This is a genomic window from Pelotomaculum propionicicum (assembly GCF_048984525.1).
Taxonomy (GTDB): domain Bacteria; phylum Bacillota; class Desulfotomaculia; order Desulfotomaculales; family Pelotomaculaceae; genus Syntrophopropionicum; species Syntrophopropionicum propionicicum_A.
Map to the genome: position 1 here is coordinate 56,946 of NZ_JBMGJC010000012.1, position 15,941 is coordinate 72,886.

Below are 15,941 nucleotides of genomic sequence, written 5' to 3' on the forward strand. Positions count from 1 at the left end.
CCATTAATGCAAATATGCATTTTGGTAATGCAATACAGCATCCAGTGAAAAACATAAGTAAATACTATCGAAATATAATGTGGTAATATTTATACGATGCCACAGTACATTAATTAGAGAGATAAATCATTTCTTACACATAAAAAACTCGTAAATATAGTGATTTTTCAAAATTATTTAACTGGCGCGGATCTTGCATAATTTTAAGTGTTTAGGAATTTAATTTTAAGGCTATAAAGACTTGGAGGCTTATGTGATGTTGAAGGGATTTTACGGAAAACTGCTGCGGGTGGACCTGGACAGGCACACGTACGGGGAAGAAGAAATACCGGAGGAAATATTCAGGCGCTGCCTTGGCGGTAAAGGTCTGGGTACATATCTGCTGCTAAATAATGTTGACCAGTCAGCTGACCCGTTAGGCAGGGAAAACAAGCTTATTTTCACAACAGGGCCGGCCACCGGGACGCGCATGCCCGGCTCCAGCCGCCACGGCTTATTCGCCAAGTCCCCGCAGACGGGTGGCTACGCGGAATCATACGCTGGCGGAAAGGTCGCGCCGAAGATTAAGGCGACCGGCTACGACGCCATAATCTTAGAGGGCAAATCGGCGACCCCGGTATTCTTGGAAATCTCAGACGCAGGCGTCAAATTCCACCCGGCTTCCGACCTGTGGGGAAAAGATACCTACACCACGGAAGACGAGGTCAAGGAGCGTGTCGGCGTCCCCAAAGCGCAGGCGGTCGTAATCGGCCCAGCCGGTGAGAACATGGTCCGCTTTGCCTGCGTGGAGAATAACTACTGGCGCTCGTCCGGCAGGGGCGGCATGGGCGCCGTGATGGGCAGCAAGAACGTGAAGGCAGTGGTCTTTCACGGAAGCAAGGCGGCGGCAATTGCCGACGAGGAGACGCTGAACAGTTTTGTAAAAAACTTAATAACCTCCTCCAAAGACCTGCCGGGCGTTAAGAATTACAAAAAATACGGCACCGCCCAGATGGTCGCTCTCCTGAACAGCGCCAAAGCATTTCCCACCAGGTACTGGTCAAAAGGAGTAAAGGAAGGCTGGGAGAAAATCAGCGGCGAGGCTCTGATCAGCAATTTCAAGGTAGTGCCGAAGACCTGCCCGGGCTGTTTTATCTCCTGCGGCGACCTGACCACCATAGAGGAGGGGCCGCGGGCGGGCCTTACCCTGGAAGGGCCGGAATATGAAACGATCTACGCCTTCGGCGGGCTGTGCTGTATCGACCGGCTCGACGACATAATTTACTTAAACGACGTCTGCGACCGTCTGGGCATGGACACGATCACCGGGGGCAACCTGGTGGCGCTGGCCATGGAGGCACGCGAAAGAGGCCTTAATAAAGACTTTCCGCAGTACGGAGACGCCGACGGCGCGGCCAGGCTGCTGGAAGACATGGCCTACAGGACGGGTCCCGGCGCAGTCTTTTCCAACGGCATTATCGCGGCCGCCAAAGCACTGGGCATGGCCGGCGAAACTATCCACGTCAAGGGGATGGAGCCGCCCGGTTACGATCCCCGCGTGCTGAAGGGGATGGGCCTGGGCTATGCCACATCCGCCCGCGGCGCCTGCCACCTGAGGGCTACCTTCTACAAGCCGGAATTGTCCGGGATAATATCACCTGACGCCATTGAGGGCAAAGCCGCCCTGTTTATCGAATACGAAGATAGGCTCACCATCTTCAACACTTTCATCAACTGCACCTTTTACCGGGACCTGCTGCAGTGGAACGAGCTGCAGACCGTGATCAAGGCGATCACGGGCTGGGAATATACCGTGGAGGAACTGCGGCGCATGGCCAACGAGATCGTTACCATGACCCACCTCTTCAACCTGCAAAACGGCCTGGGCAAAGAAAGCGACGCCCTGCCCAAGCGCCTGCACAAGCAGCCGCTGCCCGAGACCGGCGCTATCATCAAGGAAGAAGACCTGGCATACATGCTCAAGGATTACTACACGCTGCGCGGATGGGACGAGTAATGAGGTATTCTAACCTGGCGGCTTACCGGCCTGCCCGGTTAGTTAGCTGAATAAAGCGAGACGGACTAATTTAAAAGGGGGCTGGGAAAAGCTAAACAGGGTTATCGGCGATTAAGGTAGAGCGGCCTTATAGTCCTTTAGTAAGAAAATAATGACAGGAGGTTAATTAAAGAATATGGATCAAAAATATTATGATGTCATATTAGACAGGCTGCCCGAAGCCGAGTCAAGGCCGGAAGTGCTGTTCAGGCAGGCCGGGGACGGCTTCCTCCAGGTGGAATACGGCTCCGTGCCGAGATTTAACCTGGTGGACTCTTTCCGCATCCTTACAGTTAACGACGGCGTAAAAGGGAAAAAAGTAAAAGGTCTGTATGAGACCGTGCCCGGGATCAGGACAAACATGTTCCACTTCAACCCGGAAGAGCTTTCCGCGAACGAATTAATCAAAGCAATCGAAGAGGAAGAGGATAAACTGGCCCACGTGGAGGATATCGAATTTGAATCCCGCCTCATCTCCCTTCCGATCGCCTTTGAAGACAGCGAGACCAAAAAAGCGGTAGAAAAATATGTTAAGGAAATAAGGCCCGGCGCCCCCAACGTGATCGACGGCTACAATATTGAATACATGGCCATGTGCAACGGCTGTGACGTGCAGGAAATCAAGAACATGGTCTGCAGCACGGAATGGTACAACAGCGGCAACGGCTTCTGGCCGGGCGGCGGATTTTTCTGGCCCTTGGACCCCCGTTACGCTATCGTAGTGCCCAAATACAACCCGCCCAGGATATGGACTCCGGAAGGCACAGTCGGTATCGGCGGGCCCTGCCTCTATGTTTACCCGACACCCACCGGCGGCGGTTACCAGCTGTTCGGCAGGACCATCCCCATCTTCCAGTTCGCCCAGAAGCACCCCATGTTTAAAGACGGCCCGACATTCTTCAGAGCCGGCGACAGAATTAAATTCCACGAAGTATCTGAAGAAGAGGTTCTATATATTTACAAACACGTGCACGAGGACACCGATTACGTTTACGATATCAAGACCGAAAACTTTAAAGTCAAAGACTGGCTTGATTTTTACAATTCGGCGAATGTACAGAAAACTGTCAAAGAGCTGTTGGCCAGGCAGGAAGCAGGCACAAAGGCCGCGCCGAGCGTTTAGTCCCAATATTATAATAAGGAGGAAATATGCATGTTGAAGATAATCAACGGTGGAATTGAGACTGTCGTTGAGGACTGGCCCGGCAGGATAGGCTACCTGGACAACGGGATGTCCTCTTCCGGCGCCTTTGATAATGTAGCCCTGGGGCTCGCCAACGTCCTGGTCGGGAATCCCTCCGGCGAAGCCGGACTGGAGATTGCCGGCGGTTATTTCCAGGCTGAGTTCGGCGCGGACGCGGTTATAGCCATAACCGGCACGGATATGAAACCCACCGTCAACGACCAGCCTGCGCCCCTTTGGGAATCGATCAAAGTGTGCAAAGGCGATGTAATCAAGTTTTCCCACTTCAGTGAATTCGGATTCAGGGCTTATATCGGCGTGGCCGGGGGCATCGACGTGCCGCCGGTGCTGGGGAGCAAGTCCACCTGCCTGTTCGGCAGCTACGGCGGCTATGAAGGCAGGAAGCTGCAGGCCGGAGACGTCCTTACATTCGGCAGCCCGGCAAAAGACCTGGACAGCCTCGCAGGCAGAAAACTCAAGCCGGAAGCCATTCCCCAGTACTCCAGGGAATGGGTGCTCAGGGCCATCCCGGGACCAAACACCAGCCCCGATTACTTGAAAAAAGAAGGTATGGACTACCTGTTTGAGAACTCGCATAAAGTACAGCACAGCTCCAACCGCTCGGCCGTCCGCCTCGCCGAGGCCAAGGACCTGGCGTTTGCCAGGCCGGACGGGGGAGTGGCCGGCAGCCACCCGTCCAACGTGCTGGACCATGCCTATGCCATCCGCGGCTCGCTGAACATCTGCGGCAACACGCCGATCCTGCTCATCGCCGACGGCCCGACCCTGGGCGGCTATATGAACGCTATGTGCGTGATCAACGCCGACCTCTGGATGATCGGCCAGTGCACGCCCGGCAGGGACTTCGTTAAGTTTGAGTACTGCACCCCGGAAGAAGCAGTCGCGGCGCGCAAGCAGCAAAGGGAATGGCTGAGCGAAAAATCACTGGCTTAAGCCCGGTGGTGTTTTAGAAAGGGGTGACTGCTTTTAATGGACCTTAACGTTGATATGGGAGAAAGCTTCGGCAGGTACAAGCTCGGCAACGATGAAGAGGTAATGAAATATATTACTTCGGCCAATGTCGCCTGCGGGTTCCACGCCGGCGATCCCCTGGTAATGTATGAAACGGTGCGGCTGGCCAAGAAATACGGAGTCGCCGTGGGCGCCCACACCGGCCTGGAGGACAGAAGAGGCTTCGGCAGAAGGCGCATGGACATAACCCCGGACGAATTAAAAAGCGACACACTTTACCAACTGGGAGCGCTGGACGCGTTTTTGAAATTCAACGGCATGGCCATGCAGCATGTAAAACCGCACGGCATTCTCTACCGGATGGTGTCCGACGATGAAAAGTACGCCGGCGCCTACCTGGAAGCGGTAAAGAGTTTTAACCCGGAATTGTTCATCATGATCCCCAGGGGGACATTGATCTGGAAGCTCGGCACCGGTATGGGCCTGAAGATGGCCGCCGAAATCCTGGTCGATCTCAGCTATGACGACGACGGCAACTGGGTGCTGGAACGCACCAAGAAAGCCCGTTCGCCGGAGGAAGTCGCCGAAAGAGCTGTGATGGTCGCAATGAAAAAACAAATTAACACCATCAGCGGCAAGCTGATCAGCGCCGAAGCGGATACCATCTGCTGCCACGGCGATTCACCAAACGCGGCTGAAGTAGTAAGCAAAATCAGGGAAGCATTTGAAAAGCAGGGTATCTCGCTGAAAAGGCTTGATTCTTAAAAATTACGCACAAGAGGGAGGAATAAAAATGGAAGTAACAGTAAAGGCGCACATGCCGGGTCTGGTAGCGCGGGTAGTTGTCAACGAAGGTGACAAAGTGACCGCGGGGCAGGAAGTGGCCGTGATCAACTGTATGAAGACCGAAATCCAGGTCTTCGCGCAAAACGACGGGGTGGTCAAGAGCATCCTGGTCAAAGAGTGGGACGAGATGGAAATCGACAGCCCCATGATAGTGCTGGAAACATAGGAACACACGAAAGAAGATGAAATGGTGATTAAAAAACTACTGATAGCAAACAGGGGAGAGATCGTCCCCAGGGTGATGAGGGCCTGCCAAAACCTGGGCATCAAAACGGTTGCCGTATACTCCGAGGCTGACAAAAACATGTTTTATCTGAAAAATGCCGACGAGACCTACAATATCGGGCCGGCAAACCCGGTCAAGAGCTATCTCAACATAGAGTCAATTATCGACGCGGTAAAGAGCTCCGGCGCTGACGCGGTCCACCCGGGATACGGTTTTCTTTCGGAGAACGCGTCTTTCGCCGAGGCGGTTTTCGCGGGCGGCGCCACCTGGGTCGGCCCGCCTCCTGCCGTATTAAAATCAATTGACTCGAAATGCTACTGCCGCCAGATAGCCACTGAAGCCGGCGTTCCGGTTGTGCCCGGGACAATAACCATAATCAGCGACGTGGACGAAATCTACCGGTTTGCTTCTGAATACGGCTACCCCATAGTCTTAAAACTGGATAAAGGAGGTGGCGGGAAAGGGATCGAGCTGGTCAAAGAGGAAGGGCAGGTACAAGCGGCCTTCGAGAGGCTCTCCAGGATCGGAACGCTGGCTTTCGGACATCCTGAGTGCTATATCGAAAAAGAAATTATCAACCCGAGGCATATTGAAATCCAGTTCCTGACGGACAGTTACGGCAACTGCGTCTGCCTGGGCGAAAGAGAGTGCTCCATCCAGCGGCGTTATCAAAAAATAATTGAAGAGTCGCCTTCCACGGTAGTCACGGAAGAAGAAAGGGCCGCGCTCTTCGAATATACCTGCAAGCTCGCCCTGGCCATGGGTTACCAGGGAGCGGGCACGATGGAGTTCCTCAGGTCGGAAAACGGGGATTTCTACTTCATGGAAGTAAACGCCAGGCTGCAGGTCGAGCACCCGGTAACAGAGTTTTTGACCGGGATCGACATAGTCCAGAACCAAATCAAGATCGCTTCCGGCAGTGAGCTGGGGCTCGCTCAGGAAGACGTGGTTATGAACGGCCATTCGATCGAAGCCAGGGTTTACGCCGAGGACCCGGTTACATTCTGCCCGTCGCCAGGTAAAATCAATAAGCTTGTCTTCCCCCAAATGGACGAAAAAACACTCCGGATAGACCACACCATTGAGGAGGGAGGCGCCGTTCCCCCTTACTATGACCCGCTGCTGGCCAAGGTGATATCCTGGGGGCCCACGCGCCTTGAGGCCATAGCCAACTTGAGCAGGGCGTTAAACGACTTCAAGATCGAGGGCATCAAGACCACTATATCGGTAAACCACCTTATCCTCAACAGCGACAGGTTTGCCAGCGGAGACCTGAACACAGGCTTTATCGAGGCCCTCTTTAAGACCGCCAGGGGAGATGTAAAGCCTTTGTGGCCGAACATGTAAATCTGAAAATTGTAGGTGCGAATTTATTCGCACAGATGTTACAAGGAACCTTAACCAGTAATTATAAATTTAAACGAAGGAGGTTCATATATGTCTGATCAGGTCAAAATAGCAGACGCCGGGGCAGCCGGCTGGATAGCTTATTCCATAGCTACCTGGATGGCGTGGGCATTTCTGTGCGGGTTTGTAAACGACAAAGCTCTTATCTATATGGCAGCCATTTCCCTGGCCTGCACCATACCTTACCTGGGAGCGGCCGTTACCCAGCTCAAGCTCGGCAACCTGGCCGGCGGTGTGACCTGGCTGTACTTCGGCTCGTTCTTTGCCTTTGCCTCAGCCATTAATTACGCCATAGGGTACTTCGCCGCAATCTACGGATGGGCTCTCGACGCCCGCATCCTCGGTTACGAGTGGGCGATATTAGGTATTGTGTTAATCCTGACCACGCCGATATTTGCCAAGTACTCTCCGGCCGCGGCAACGATTTCAGTAATCGGCGCCGACGTGGGCATCGCCTGCCTGGCCCTGGTCTACTTTGGAGTCAATTTGGCCGCGCTCAGCGGCTGGGGTTTCTTTGTGGCCGGACTGTTCGGCATTGTCATGGCCGCGGGCGGTATACTTGAGGGAGCCGGGATGAAGTTTCCCATGGGCAAGCCCCTGATCAAATAATATTGCGTCAAAACAAAGAGACCCCACAAAAAAAGGAGTGGGGTCTCTTTTGTCTAATTATAAGGTTCTAGGAGTTTTTTACGGGGAGGGTGCGCTGATGTGGCAACAAATACTAGATATGCTGCCGGTTGGTATAATTGTTTACGATAATAACAACGCCATCGCCCATATCAACAATTTGGCCAGGGAGATCCTGGATTACGACAGGTCTTTGCCGGGCGTGCTGGTAAACACCATTGAAGTGGCTAAAATTACCGTCAATGATAAAATATATGTCACCAGGCGGGTTAACCTGGACGGCGGGCTGGCCAAATCAGCTATCCTCTTAATAGATATAACCGACTGGCATTTCTACTGGGACGAATTAAAAGAGCAGAGAGAGCTGATCAAGGAACTGGAAGACACATTTAATTCATCGTTTGATGAAATTTATGTCATAGACGGCGACGGGGTAACAAAGCGCATAAACCAGGCCGGGGAAACCAACTACGGCGTGCCGGTGGAACAGCTCCTGGGCAAAAATGTTCGCGATTTGGAGAGAGAAGGTTTTTACAACCCTTCCGTCAGCAAGTTGGTCTTGCAGGAAAGGAAAAGACTTACCATCACGCAAAAGACAATACAGGGCAAGCACCTGATTGCCACAGGCAACCCGACCTTCGACGAGAAAGGCGATATCGTCCGCATTGTAGTCAACTCGAGAGACATCTCGGAACTGTTCAACTTAAAAAAGCAGCTGGAAGTCACCGAGCAGCTGGTGGAAAACTACCGGCGCCAGCTCTTGAAATTAAGCGAGGAGAAGATAAACAACTTTGAACTGATCGCCCAGAGCCAGCAGATGAAACGCGTGTTGGAAATAGTGGACAACGTGGCCAAGGTCGACTCGACGGTCCTGATCATGGGCGAGTCCGGCGTGGGCAAAGGCGTGATGGCGTCAAGGCTGCACAAACTAAGCAAGCGGGCCGGCGGGGCCTATTTAACCATCAGCTGCGGGGCTATCCCGGAGCAGCTCCTGGAGTCCGAACTTTTTGGCTACGAGGGAGGAGCTTTCACCGGCGCCCGCAAGGAAGGGAAGAAAGGCCTGCTTGAGCTGGCCAGCGGCGGCACTGTGTTCCTTGATGAAATAACGGAGCTTTCGTTAAACCTGCAGGTGAAATTACTGCAGGCGATCCAGGAGAAAAAACTGATGCGGGTGGGCGGCAGCAAATACATTGATATCGATGTCCGGTTTGTTGCCGCGACGAATAGGGATATCCAGAGGATGGTGGAGGAAGGGCAGTTCAGGGAAGACCTGTATTACAGGCTGAACGTAATCCCCATCATCATACCGCCCCTGCGCTACCGGCAGGAGGACATACCTGTTCTGATCAATTATTTCCTGGAAAAACTGAACTGCAAGTACGAAAAAGATAAAATTATCTCCAGTGAAGCTGTGGAAGTATTGTGCAACTACAACTGGCCGGGCAACGTCAGGGAGCTGGAAAACCTGGTGGAAAGGCTCCTGGTCACAAAGGAATGCAGCGAAATAACAGTGGGCCACCTGCCGGATTATATTTTCGACGGTAAGAGCAGGTTCCCCAACAGGGTCTACGTGGTCGATGTCTGCCCCCTCAAAGAGGCCGTGGAGGAACTGGAAAAGCAGCTGGTTACAATAGCCTACAAACGTTACAAAAACACGTATAAGATAGCGGAAGCGCTGGAAATAAACCAGTCAACCGCGGTGCGTAAAATCCAGAAATACCAGTTATCCCCCACCTCGGAGCAGCGCCAGGCCTTTAGGAAAGCAAGACAGAGAAAAAATTAAAAAGCGTATATGGGAGGTCACTAATCCTAAATGACAGACGGAGCCTGGTTTAAAGAATTGCCGGTAACAATTACTGTTTGTGATGCCGAGGGCATTATTCTTGATATGAATAACAAGTCCTGTGAAACGTTTGCTAAAGACGGGGGAAAAAATTTAATTGGGAAAAACGTGTTGGACTGTCACCCCGAAGACGCCCGCTCTAAGCTAAGTGAAATGTTAAAGACCCAGTCATTAAATTGTTACACTATCGAGAAAAATGGCAAAAAGAAATTGGTCTACCAGACACCATGGTACCAAGACGGTAAATATATGGGCTTTGTTGAATTCATTATAGAACTGCCTTAAAAGAAAAGAATGGGGTCAGGCTTGAAATATTTACTTATTCATTCGCTTTTGGGACTTTGCCCGGCTGCCGGCCGGGCTATATTTTTTCTAAATAAGTACTAATAAGACATTATACGACAATATCTCTAAAGGAATTATGTCAGTAATTGTATAATCATAAAAAAATATTTATAGTCTTTTAAAACATAACCGAGGTGTTATTTGGAGATGGAATACCGGTTCTCAGACCTTGTAGACATACGACATCTGCGGGAATTAATGCTGCCGTTTTATGAGTTAACCGGGATACCGTATGCGATACTTGATGCCGACGGCAACATCCTGGATAAGATAGGCTGGCGCGAGATCTGTGACGATTTTCACCGTGTCTGTCCCAAGTCTGAGAAAAATTGCAGGGAAAGCGACAGCTACATCAGCAGCCACCTGCATGACGGCCCCTTTATCCGGTATCAGTGTCTGAACGGCCTCATGGACTATGCCATACCTATCATCATTGAAGGACTGCACCTGGCCACCTTGTTTACGGGGCAGTTCCTGCACGAACCTCCCGATGAGGAATATTTCCGCAGGCAGGCGCGGGAGTTTGGGTTTGACGAAAGCGCTTATATCGAAGCGCTGCGCATGGTACCGATCATCCCTAAAGAGCGGGCTGAATCAATTGTGGTATTTTTTTCTCAGTTTGCTCAGTTTTTAGCTTTGCTGGGGCTTGAGAAAAAACGACAGCTGGAAGCGGCCGACCAGGCTTTGAAAAAACAGAAGGAACGCTTGAGGTTGGTACTGGAGTCGAGTGACGACGGTTTTTACGATTGGGATATAGAAACGGGCGAGGTGTATTACAGCCCGCGCTGGATTAAAATGGCCAATTCCTCGCCGGAGAGTATGGAGCCGCACATCCGGGCGTGGGAAAAGCTGATCCACCACGACGATAAACCGTCAGTAATGAAGCAGCTCTGCGAACACCTGGCGGGGCATACGGCTCGCTTCGAATCTGAATACCGGCTGCTGACCGGGTCCGGTGACTGGAAATGGGTCATGGGCAGGGGCAAGGTGATGGAAAGAGACGAAAATGGCAGGCCGCTGCGGATGGTCGGAACATTATTAGACGTTACTGAACTAAAGCAGGCGAAGGAAGCCCTGGAGGCTGAGCACTACAGGACCTTGTCACTTTTGGAAAGACTGCCTGCCTCTGTCTTCCTGATTACACCCGGTCATGAAGTTGTCTTTACCAATATTTTTATCAGGGAAATGTATGGTAAGTTGTTAAACAAGAGACCCTGCTACGAGATATTGCACGGGCTTAACGCCCCCTGCGGGGATTGTCCCATGGAAGATGTGCTGAAAAAAAACGCTACCGTGGAACGTGAGTGCGTTACTATATTAGGCAGGAGTATCCATAATTATTACTATTCCTTCGTTGATATCGACGGTTCCCTGCTGATGCTTGCATTGGGAATTGATATCACAGAACAAAAGCGACTAGATTTGGAGATAGCCCGCCTGGACAGGTTAAACCTGGTGGGGGAGATGGCGGCCGGCATCGGCCACGAGATAAGGAACCCGATGACCGCGGTGCGCGGGTTCCTGCAAATGTTGGGTGAGAAAGATGACTGTGCCAGGTACAAGGATTATTTTGAGCTTATGATCGATGAGTTGGACAGGGCGAACTCAATCATTACAGAATTCCTGTCCCTGGCCAAAAACAAGGCGGTTGAATTAAAACCGAAGGACCTGAACAACATAGTCCATGCCATCCTGCCGCTGATCTCGGCTGACGCTATCGTTACAGATAAATATATTGAAGTGGTCCTTAATGACGTTCCAAATCTGCTCCTGGACGAGAAGGAAATACGACAGCTGATCCTGAACCTCGCCCGCAACGGGCTGGAAGCAATGTCTCCCGGCGGGCTCCTGACCCTCAAAACGTTTTTTGAAAGCGACGAGGTTGTACTGGCGGTAGTTGATCAAGGCGGGGGAATTGAACCCGCCGTGCTCGAAAAAATCGGCACACCGTTCTATACCACGAAAGATAACGGCACGGGCCTGGGGCTGGCGGTATGTTACAGCATTGCCGCCAGGCATAAAGCCTCCATAACAGTAGACACAGGGCCGGCAGGGACGACCTTTTCTGTGAGGTTTAAAACTGCAGAAAAAAACGGATCCTGACAAAAAGGCAGGCCTTTAGCCTGCCCATAGTGCGGAAGAATGCCTTTAACAAGTAGAAAGTTGCTGCTCAGCGGGAGCGTGTCAAGGGGTCGGTTTTCTTAAACTATTTCTTGAGAAGAAAGCCGCACTCGGAGCGTGTCTTGGGGACGGTTTTGTTGACACGATTACTATAATATAAGCTTGAGACAAAAGCGTGTCAACAGAACTGTCCTCATGACACGGTCCATGGTAAAAGTGTGTCAGGAGAACCGTCCCCGCTGTCGCAGTATTGTGCGGCTGAAGCCGCACCTACAACTAAATTCCCGTCTCCTGCCACCCATATCTAATGTAGCCTACTATATAGAGTCAATAGTTTTTAATTATATTTTTTCATAAGGTCTTTGCTCTTTGAGAATTACAAAGATTCGATTAAGTAACTTTCTGCAGATTGCTCCCGTAGCTGTACTGGGATGTTTGCCTTCAGATATCTTCTTCTCGTAGAAAGCCTGTAAGCCTGGATCACTCCTGCGGGCTGGCGTGGCTGCCAGCCATAACGCCCTGCGAAGATACGGTGAACCTCTCTTGGACATACGGTTCTTAGTGCTGTTATATTCGCCAGACTGAACGGTGGTGGGATCGATACCTGTAAAGGCAGCCAGTTGCTCTATTCTTTCAAAGCGGTTGATATCACCGATTTCACCCAGCAATACGGCCGCAGTAGTTGTGCTGATGCCTGGTATGGTGCAAAGATATTGATCCCGGCCTTGTACCAGCTCAGCCAGTTGAGCTTCAATATCAGCTATCTGGTCCTCTAAGAACTCGATGTGTTCTAAAAGGCACTTAATCTGCAGGCGGGCGGCATCCTGGCTAAAACGGCTGCCAACAGAACAACCTGCGGCTTTTTTTACTTCGCTGGCCTTGGCCTCCTTGAATTTACCCCTGCTGGCTCCGGCTAGTAAGGCGCTCAATTCTGAAAGGTCGAATTTTACGAGTTCCTCCGGCAGAGGGGCAGTCCTTAAAATTTCCCGGGCCGAGCGGATAAACGGGTCTGAAAAGAGTTTCTCGAATTCAGGGAAAACCCGGTCCAGCACGGCAATTAACTGCCGCTTTAAATCGCCTACCTGGTCAACCAGGCCAAAGCGGAAACGGGCTAAATCGCGCACTTGCTGTACCCACTGCTCAGGAACATAACTGGCATGTACTGCGTTGGTCCTTAAAAGCTCTGCGATTACCCAGGAGTCACGACGGTCTGTTTTTGTCTTTCTAATCTGCCCCCGCCGGAATGCCTCGGTTTGGATTGGGTTTATGACCAGAACTTTTTCTTCGTTGCTTACCAAGAAGGTATAAAGATTAAGCCAGTAATGGCCGGTACCTTCCATGGCGAATTGGCGCGGCTGGGCGGGCAGGGCTTCCCATAGCTTCCGGAAACCTTCTTCATCATTACTGAAGCGTATAGATTTTCCGACTGACCTGCCGGTATCGTCTAGAACCGTTGCTTCATGATGATTCTTACCTATGTCCACGCCAACAAAAAACATTTAAATCCCCTCCAGAGCATGATTTTCTGCCATCGAGAACCCTCAGCTTTGGAGCAATCTCAGCCTCGTTGGTTATGCGTCGCCTATGCGACTACCTACTTATTCGAGTCTTTGTCCCGCAAAGCCGAGGCAGCAATCTACATTACGAGGCCTTACCCTCAAGGGCGGGGACGCTGCCCTCAGACATTGCGAAAAGAATTCTATGTTATTGATAGCATGACCTTTATATTGTTTTAAGTTTCGTTACTAGTATATACGAGGGCGGGCTTTAGCCCGCCATATTACTCCTCGTTAAACAAACTGGCCAAAGCATAGAAGCGGCCGCATTTTTTGATCAGGGACTGGTAGTCGCCCGTTTCCACGATCCGCCCCTGCTCCAGCACAATAATCCGGTCGGCGTTCCTGATGGTGGAGATGCGGTGGGCAATAACCACGATGGTCATCTGTCCCCGCAGGTTTTCTACTGCTTGCTGGATACGCTTTTCATTTTCCGAGTCAAGGGAGCTCGTGGCTTCGTCTAAAATCAGGACAGAAGGCTTTCTCAGCAGAGCCCTGGCCAGCACAATTCGCTGCCGCTCACCACCGGACAGGCGTACCCCGCGGTCGCCCACCACCGTGTCAAGTCCTTCCGGCAGGCTGCCGACAAAGGTATCGACGGCGGCCATTCGCAGCGCGTCCCACATTTCTTCCTCCGACGCGTCCGGGCAAATCCAGAGCAGGTTTTTTCTGATGCTGGCGTTAAATAACAAAGCGTCCTGGGGCACGTAGCCGATGGAGTTCCGCCAGGAGCGCAAATTTTCCGACAGGGGAGCGCCGTCAATGAAAATGGCTCCACTTTGAGGTTTCAGCAGCCCGATTAACAGGTCCACCAGGGTGCTTTTACCCGCGCCGGAAACACCCACCAGGGCGGTAGTCGTCCCGGCCGGCAGGACAATGTCAATATCTTTTACAGCGAAACCGGCGCGGTCAGAGTCGTAGTTAAAGGTTACACCACGGAACTCCACCCCGCGCTTAAGCTCCATTCTGGCGGCCCCGGTCTCCGGCAGGTTTTCCCCGGCAGCAATACACTGTTCTTCCATTTCCCTGACTGTTTGAAAAGACGGCAGCACCATGTTTAAATTCTGCAGGCCCTGTTGGAATGAGGACAGCCTGGGCCAGAGGCGGGCGGCAATGACGGTAATGACGATAAATTCCTGGGGGTTAAGCTTAAAGACGTCGATGGCGCCGAATAAAAACAGGCTGATGAAAACAGCCGCGCCCACCTTGTAGAAAAGGCCGGTGCGGGTTTGGATAAGGTTGAAGTCGACCATGTTTTTCTTCATGGCCCTCCTGATCCTGGAGAAGTTATCGACCTGGGCCGCCTCAACGCCGTAGCTTTTAATCTCCTTGATGCCGCTTAAGTGCTCGCTGAGCTCATAATACAGGCTGTTGTTCAGTTCGATGATGTTTTTGCCTATTTCACGGGGATCCTTTACAAACTTTTGCATCAGCACAAACAAAACAGCGGCGCCGGCCATAACGAGAAGAGTAAGGCCGGGCGCGATAACAAAGGCGATCACAACCTGGATGGAAGTAATCAGGACATTTATGAGCAGCTGCAGAAAAATATTAATCCCTGAATAGACCCGTATTAATTCAGTCAGTATGGCGTTGGCGATATCGGATTTCTTCCGGGAAATTAAATACTGCCAGTCGGCATAAGCCACCGCCTTGAATACCCTGATCGTTAAAGATACGCTGAATTCCTGCTGGACGTTAAAATTCAGTATCGACTGGCAGCGCTGCAGCCAGCCCTGCCCGGCGATAAGGCCAACGTAGATCAACAGGATTACCGGCAGGTTCAAGGGCAGGCCGGCGCTATAAAAAAAATTATTCACCCAGGCCGTCAGGCTGTCACTTACCTGTACGCCCGGGATAATGCCCACCACCGTCAGCAGCGGTATGATCATCAAAATGCCGATGCCTTCCATCATACTCAGCAGGAGCATCAGCAGCAGGTTCAGGACATACTGAAAGCGCGATGTATTATATAAATCTTTGATGTAGGGCCATAGTACCTTCATAATTTTAACTTCCCGCTCTCCCGCGTCTGCCGTCATCGCCGAACTTGCCTACTACGGTAAAGTGCTCTCTGCCCTGGCCGCCCGTGAGGACCAACCCGCCGCACCTGAGCCAGGCGTGAGCGATAAGGATTTTGGCGTCGTCCCGGTCCACCCCCAGGTAAAGAGTGCTGCCGATGCCGCGCCGCCTGAGCAGGATTTTACCGGCTATGGCCTGGACCAGGCACTTGCTTTCCCACGGTGAATGGCGGCTGACTGTTTCCACCGCCAGGCCGACCCGCCTGGCTGCCTCAATTGCAGCGGCGTCTTCCTCCTGGGGCGACTCCACCATATGCTGGCCGAGATGCGGCGCCAGCCAGCGAAAAGGCAGGAGCAGTATTGCCAGCCGCACCACCCCGGTCAGGTAAAAGGCTTCCGTGTACAGGCATTTTTCCGGCCACGGCAGTCGAATAAACTTGATTAACTTTCTAAACAATATCTATGAGCCCCTGGTCATTTAGTTTATTTAAAAATGCCAGCAGGTCCCGCCGGCAGGTAACTTCATCGACGTCGTATTCCTTTACCAGTTCCAGTACCAGCTCGCGGACAGTATGCTGTTTTCCGATCAGTTCCCAAATGCGGCTGCCGATGCTGTCCAGCCCGTAATACTTGCCGCTTTCAATGCTCATCATCACTTTTTTATGATCCAGGTCAGCCGCAACCAGCCCGGCGGCATGGGTAACAACTGAATCTTCCCCGATGTCTATTATTGTTTTCAAATCGTATCGAGCTCCTTAA

14 protein-coding genes are annotated in these 15,941 nt (G+C 51.8%); 10 read left to right on the forward strand and 4 right to left on the reverse strand.

Annotation, left to right across the window (positions count from 1 at the left end; genetic code table 11):
* Positions 1-256: 256 nt before the first annotated feature.
* The 10 genes from ACOBQJ_RS13665 to ACOBQJ_RS13710 all read left to right on the forward strand — a co-directional run bounded on the left by ACOBQJ_RS13665 (position 257) and on the right by ACOBQJ_RS13710 (position 11,587).
* Positions 257-1,996, forward strand: a complete 1,740-nt coding sequence (locus tag ACOBQJ_RS13665; protein WP_421072317.1) for an aldehyde ferredoxin oxidoreductase family protein — start codon at positions 257-259, stop codon at positions 1,994-1,996.
* Positions 1,997-2,171: 175 nt separating this feature from the next.
* Entirely contained in the window at positions 2,172-3,158 is a 987-nt protein-coding gene (locus tag ACOBQJ_RS13670; RefSeq protein ID WP_421072318.1) for a 5-oxoprolinase subunit B family protein, read from the forward strand.
* A 30-nt stretch (positions 3,159-3,188) separates the two neighbouring features.
* A complete protein-coding gene (locus ACOBQJ_RS13675) occupies positions 3,189-4,172 on the forward strand; it encodes a biotin-dependent carboxyltransferase family protein (protein WP_421072319.1) in 984 nt (327 codons plus the stop codon).
* 36 nt (positions 4,173-4,208) lie between these two features.
* Complete coding sequence (locus ACOBQJ_RS13680) at positions 4,209-4,955, forward strand: 5-oxoprolinase subunit PxpA (protein ID WP_421072320.1); 747 nt, start codon at positions 4,209-4,211, stop codon at positions 4,953-4,955.
* Positions 4,956-4,983: 28 nt separating this feature from the next.
* Complete coding sequence (locus ACOBQJ_RS13685) at positions 4,984-5,202, forward strand: biotin/lipoyl-containing protein (protein WP_421072321.1); 219 nt, start codon at positions 4,984-4,986, stop codon at positions 5,200-5,202.
* Between the two features lie 21 nt (positions 5,203-5,223).
* Complete coding sequence (locus ACOBQJ_RS13690) at positions 5,224-6,609, forward strand: acetyl-CoA carboxylase biotin carboxylase subunit (RefSeq protein ID WP_421072322.1); 1,386 nt, start codon at positions 5,224-5,226, stop codon at positions 6,607-6,609.
* Between the two features lie 90 nt (positions 6,610-6,699).
* Positions 6,700-7,278 carry a hypothetical protein gene (locus ACOBQJ_RS13695; RefSeq protein WP_421072323.1) on the forward strand — a complete coding sequence of 193 codons (579 nt, stop codon included), beginning with the start codon at positions 6,700-6,702 and terminating at the stop codon, positions 7,276-7,278.
* A gap of 97 nt (positions 7,279-7,375) precedes the next feature.
* Positions 7,376-9,079, forward strand: coding sequence for a sigma-54 interaction domain-containing protein (locus ACOBQJ_RS13700; RefSeq protein WP_421072324.1), 1,704 nt, complete (start codon positions 7,376-7,378; stop codon positions 9,077-9,079).
* A gap of 30 nt (positions 9,080-9,109) precedes the next feature.
* A complete protein-coding gene (locus tag ACOBQJ_RS13705; protein ID WP_421072325.1) occupies positions 9,110-9,424 on the forward strand; it encodes a PAS domain-containing protein in 315 nt (104 codons plus the stop codon).
* 207 nt (positions 9,425-9,631) lie between these two features.
* The gene (locus ACOBQJ_RS13710; protein ID WP_421072326.1) at positions 9,632-11,587 is read left to right on the forward strand and encodes a PocR ligand-binding domain-containing protein; all 1,956 of its coding nucleotides are present in this window, start codon (positions 9,632-9,634) and stop codon (positions 11,585-11,587) included.
* Between the two features lie 359 nt (positions 11,588-11,946).
* Here the strand turns inward: ACOBQJ_RS13710 and ACOBQJ_RS13715 are convergent, their stop codons facing one another.
* From ACOBQJ_RS13715 to ACOBQJ_RS13730, 4 genes are all read right to left on the reverse strand, one after another.
* Entirely contained in the window at positions 11,947-13,104 is a 1,158-nt protein-coding gene (locus ACOBQJ_RS13715) for an IS110 family transposase (protein WP_421072327.1), read from the reverse strand.
* A 281-nt stretch (positions 13,105-13,385) separates the two neighbouring features.
* The gene (locus ACOBQJ_RS13720; RefSeq protein ID WP_421072328.1) at positions 13,386-15,167 is read right to left on the reverse strand and encodes an ABC transporter ATP-binding protein; all 1,782 of its coding nucleotides are present in this window, start codon (positions 15,165-15,167) and stop codon (positions 13,386-13,388) included.
* Positions 15,168-15,171: 4 nt separating this feature from the next.
* A complete protein-coding gene (locus ACOBQJ_RS13725) occupies positions 15,172-15,639 on the reverse strand; it encodes a lasso peptide biosynthesis B2 protein (RefSeq protein WP_421072329.1) in 468 nt (155 codons plus the stop codon).
* Positions 15,632-15,922, reverse strand: coding sequence for a lasso peptide biosynthesis PqqD family chaperone (locus ACOBQJ_RS13730; RefSeq protein ID WP_421072330.1), 291 nt, complete (start codon positions 15,920-15,922; stop codon positions 15,632-15,634). Before ACOBQJ_RS13730 ends, ACOBQJ_RS13725 begins: the two co-directional genes overlap by 8 nt.
* Positions 15,923-15,941: the final 19 nt, after the last annotated feature.

Bases quoted from the DNA above. Each gene is read 5' to 3' on its own strand.
- ACOBQJ_RS13665 (WP_421072317.1), top strand. From the start codon at position 257: ATGTTGAAGGGATTTTACGGAAAACTGCTGCGGGTGGACCTGGACAGG.
- ACOBQJ_RS13670 (WP_421072318.1), top strand. From the start codon at position 2,172: ATGGATCAAAAATATTATGATGTCATATTAGACAGGCTGCCCGAAGCC.
- ACOBQJ_RS13675 (WP_421072319.1), top strand. From the start codon at position 3,189: ATGTTGAAGATAATCAACGGTGGAATTGAGACTGTCGTTGAGGACTGG.
- ACOBQJ_RS13680 (WP_421072320.1), top strand. From the start codon at position 4,209: ATGGACCTTAACGTTGATATGGGAGAAAGCTTCGGCAGGTACAAGCTC.
- ACOBQJ_RS13685 (WP_421072321.1), top strand. From the start codon at position 4,984: ATGGAAGTAACAGTAAAGGCGCACATGCCGGGTCTGGTAGCGCGGGTA.
- ACOBQJ_RS13690 (WP_421072322.1), top strand. From the start codon at position 5,224: ATGGTGATTAAAAAACTACTGATAGCAAACAGGGGAGAGATCGTCCCC.
- ACOBQJ_RS13695 (WP_421072323.1), top strand. From the start codon at position 6,700: ATGTCTGATCAGGTCAAAATAGCAGACGCCGGGGCAGCCGGCTGGATA.
- ACOBQJ_RS13700 (WP_421072324.1), top strand. From the start codon at position 7,376: ATGTGGCAACAAATACTAGATATGCTGCCGGTTGGTATAATTGTTTAC.
- ACOBQJ_RS13705 (WP_421072325.1), top strand. From the start codon at position 9,110: ATGACAGACGGAGCCTGGTTTAAAGAATTGCCGGTAACAATTACTGTT.
- ACOBQJ_RS13710 (WP_421072326.1), top strand. From the start codon at position 9,632: ATGGAATACCGGTTCTCAGACCTTGTAGACATACGACATCTGCGGGAA.
- ACOBQJ_RS13715 (WP_421072327.1), bottom strand. From the start codon at position 13,104: ATGTTTTTTGTTGGCGTGGACATAGGTAAGAATCATCATGAAGCAACG.
- ACOBQJ_RS13720 (WP_421072328.1), bottom strand. From the start codon at position 15,167: ATGAAGGTACTATGGCCCTACATCAAAGATTTATATAATACATCGCGC.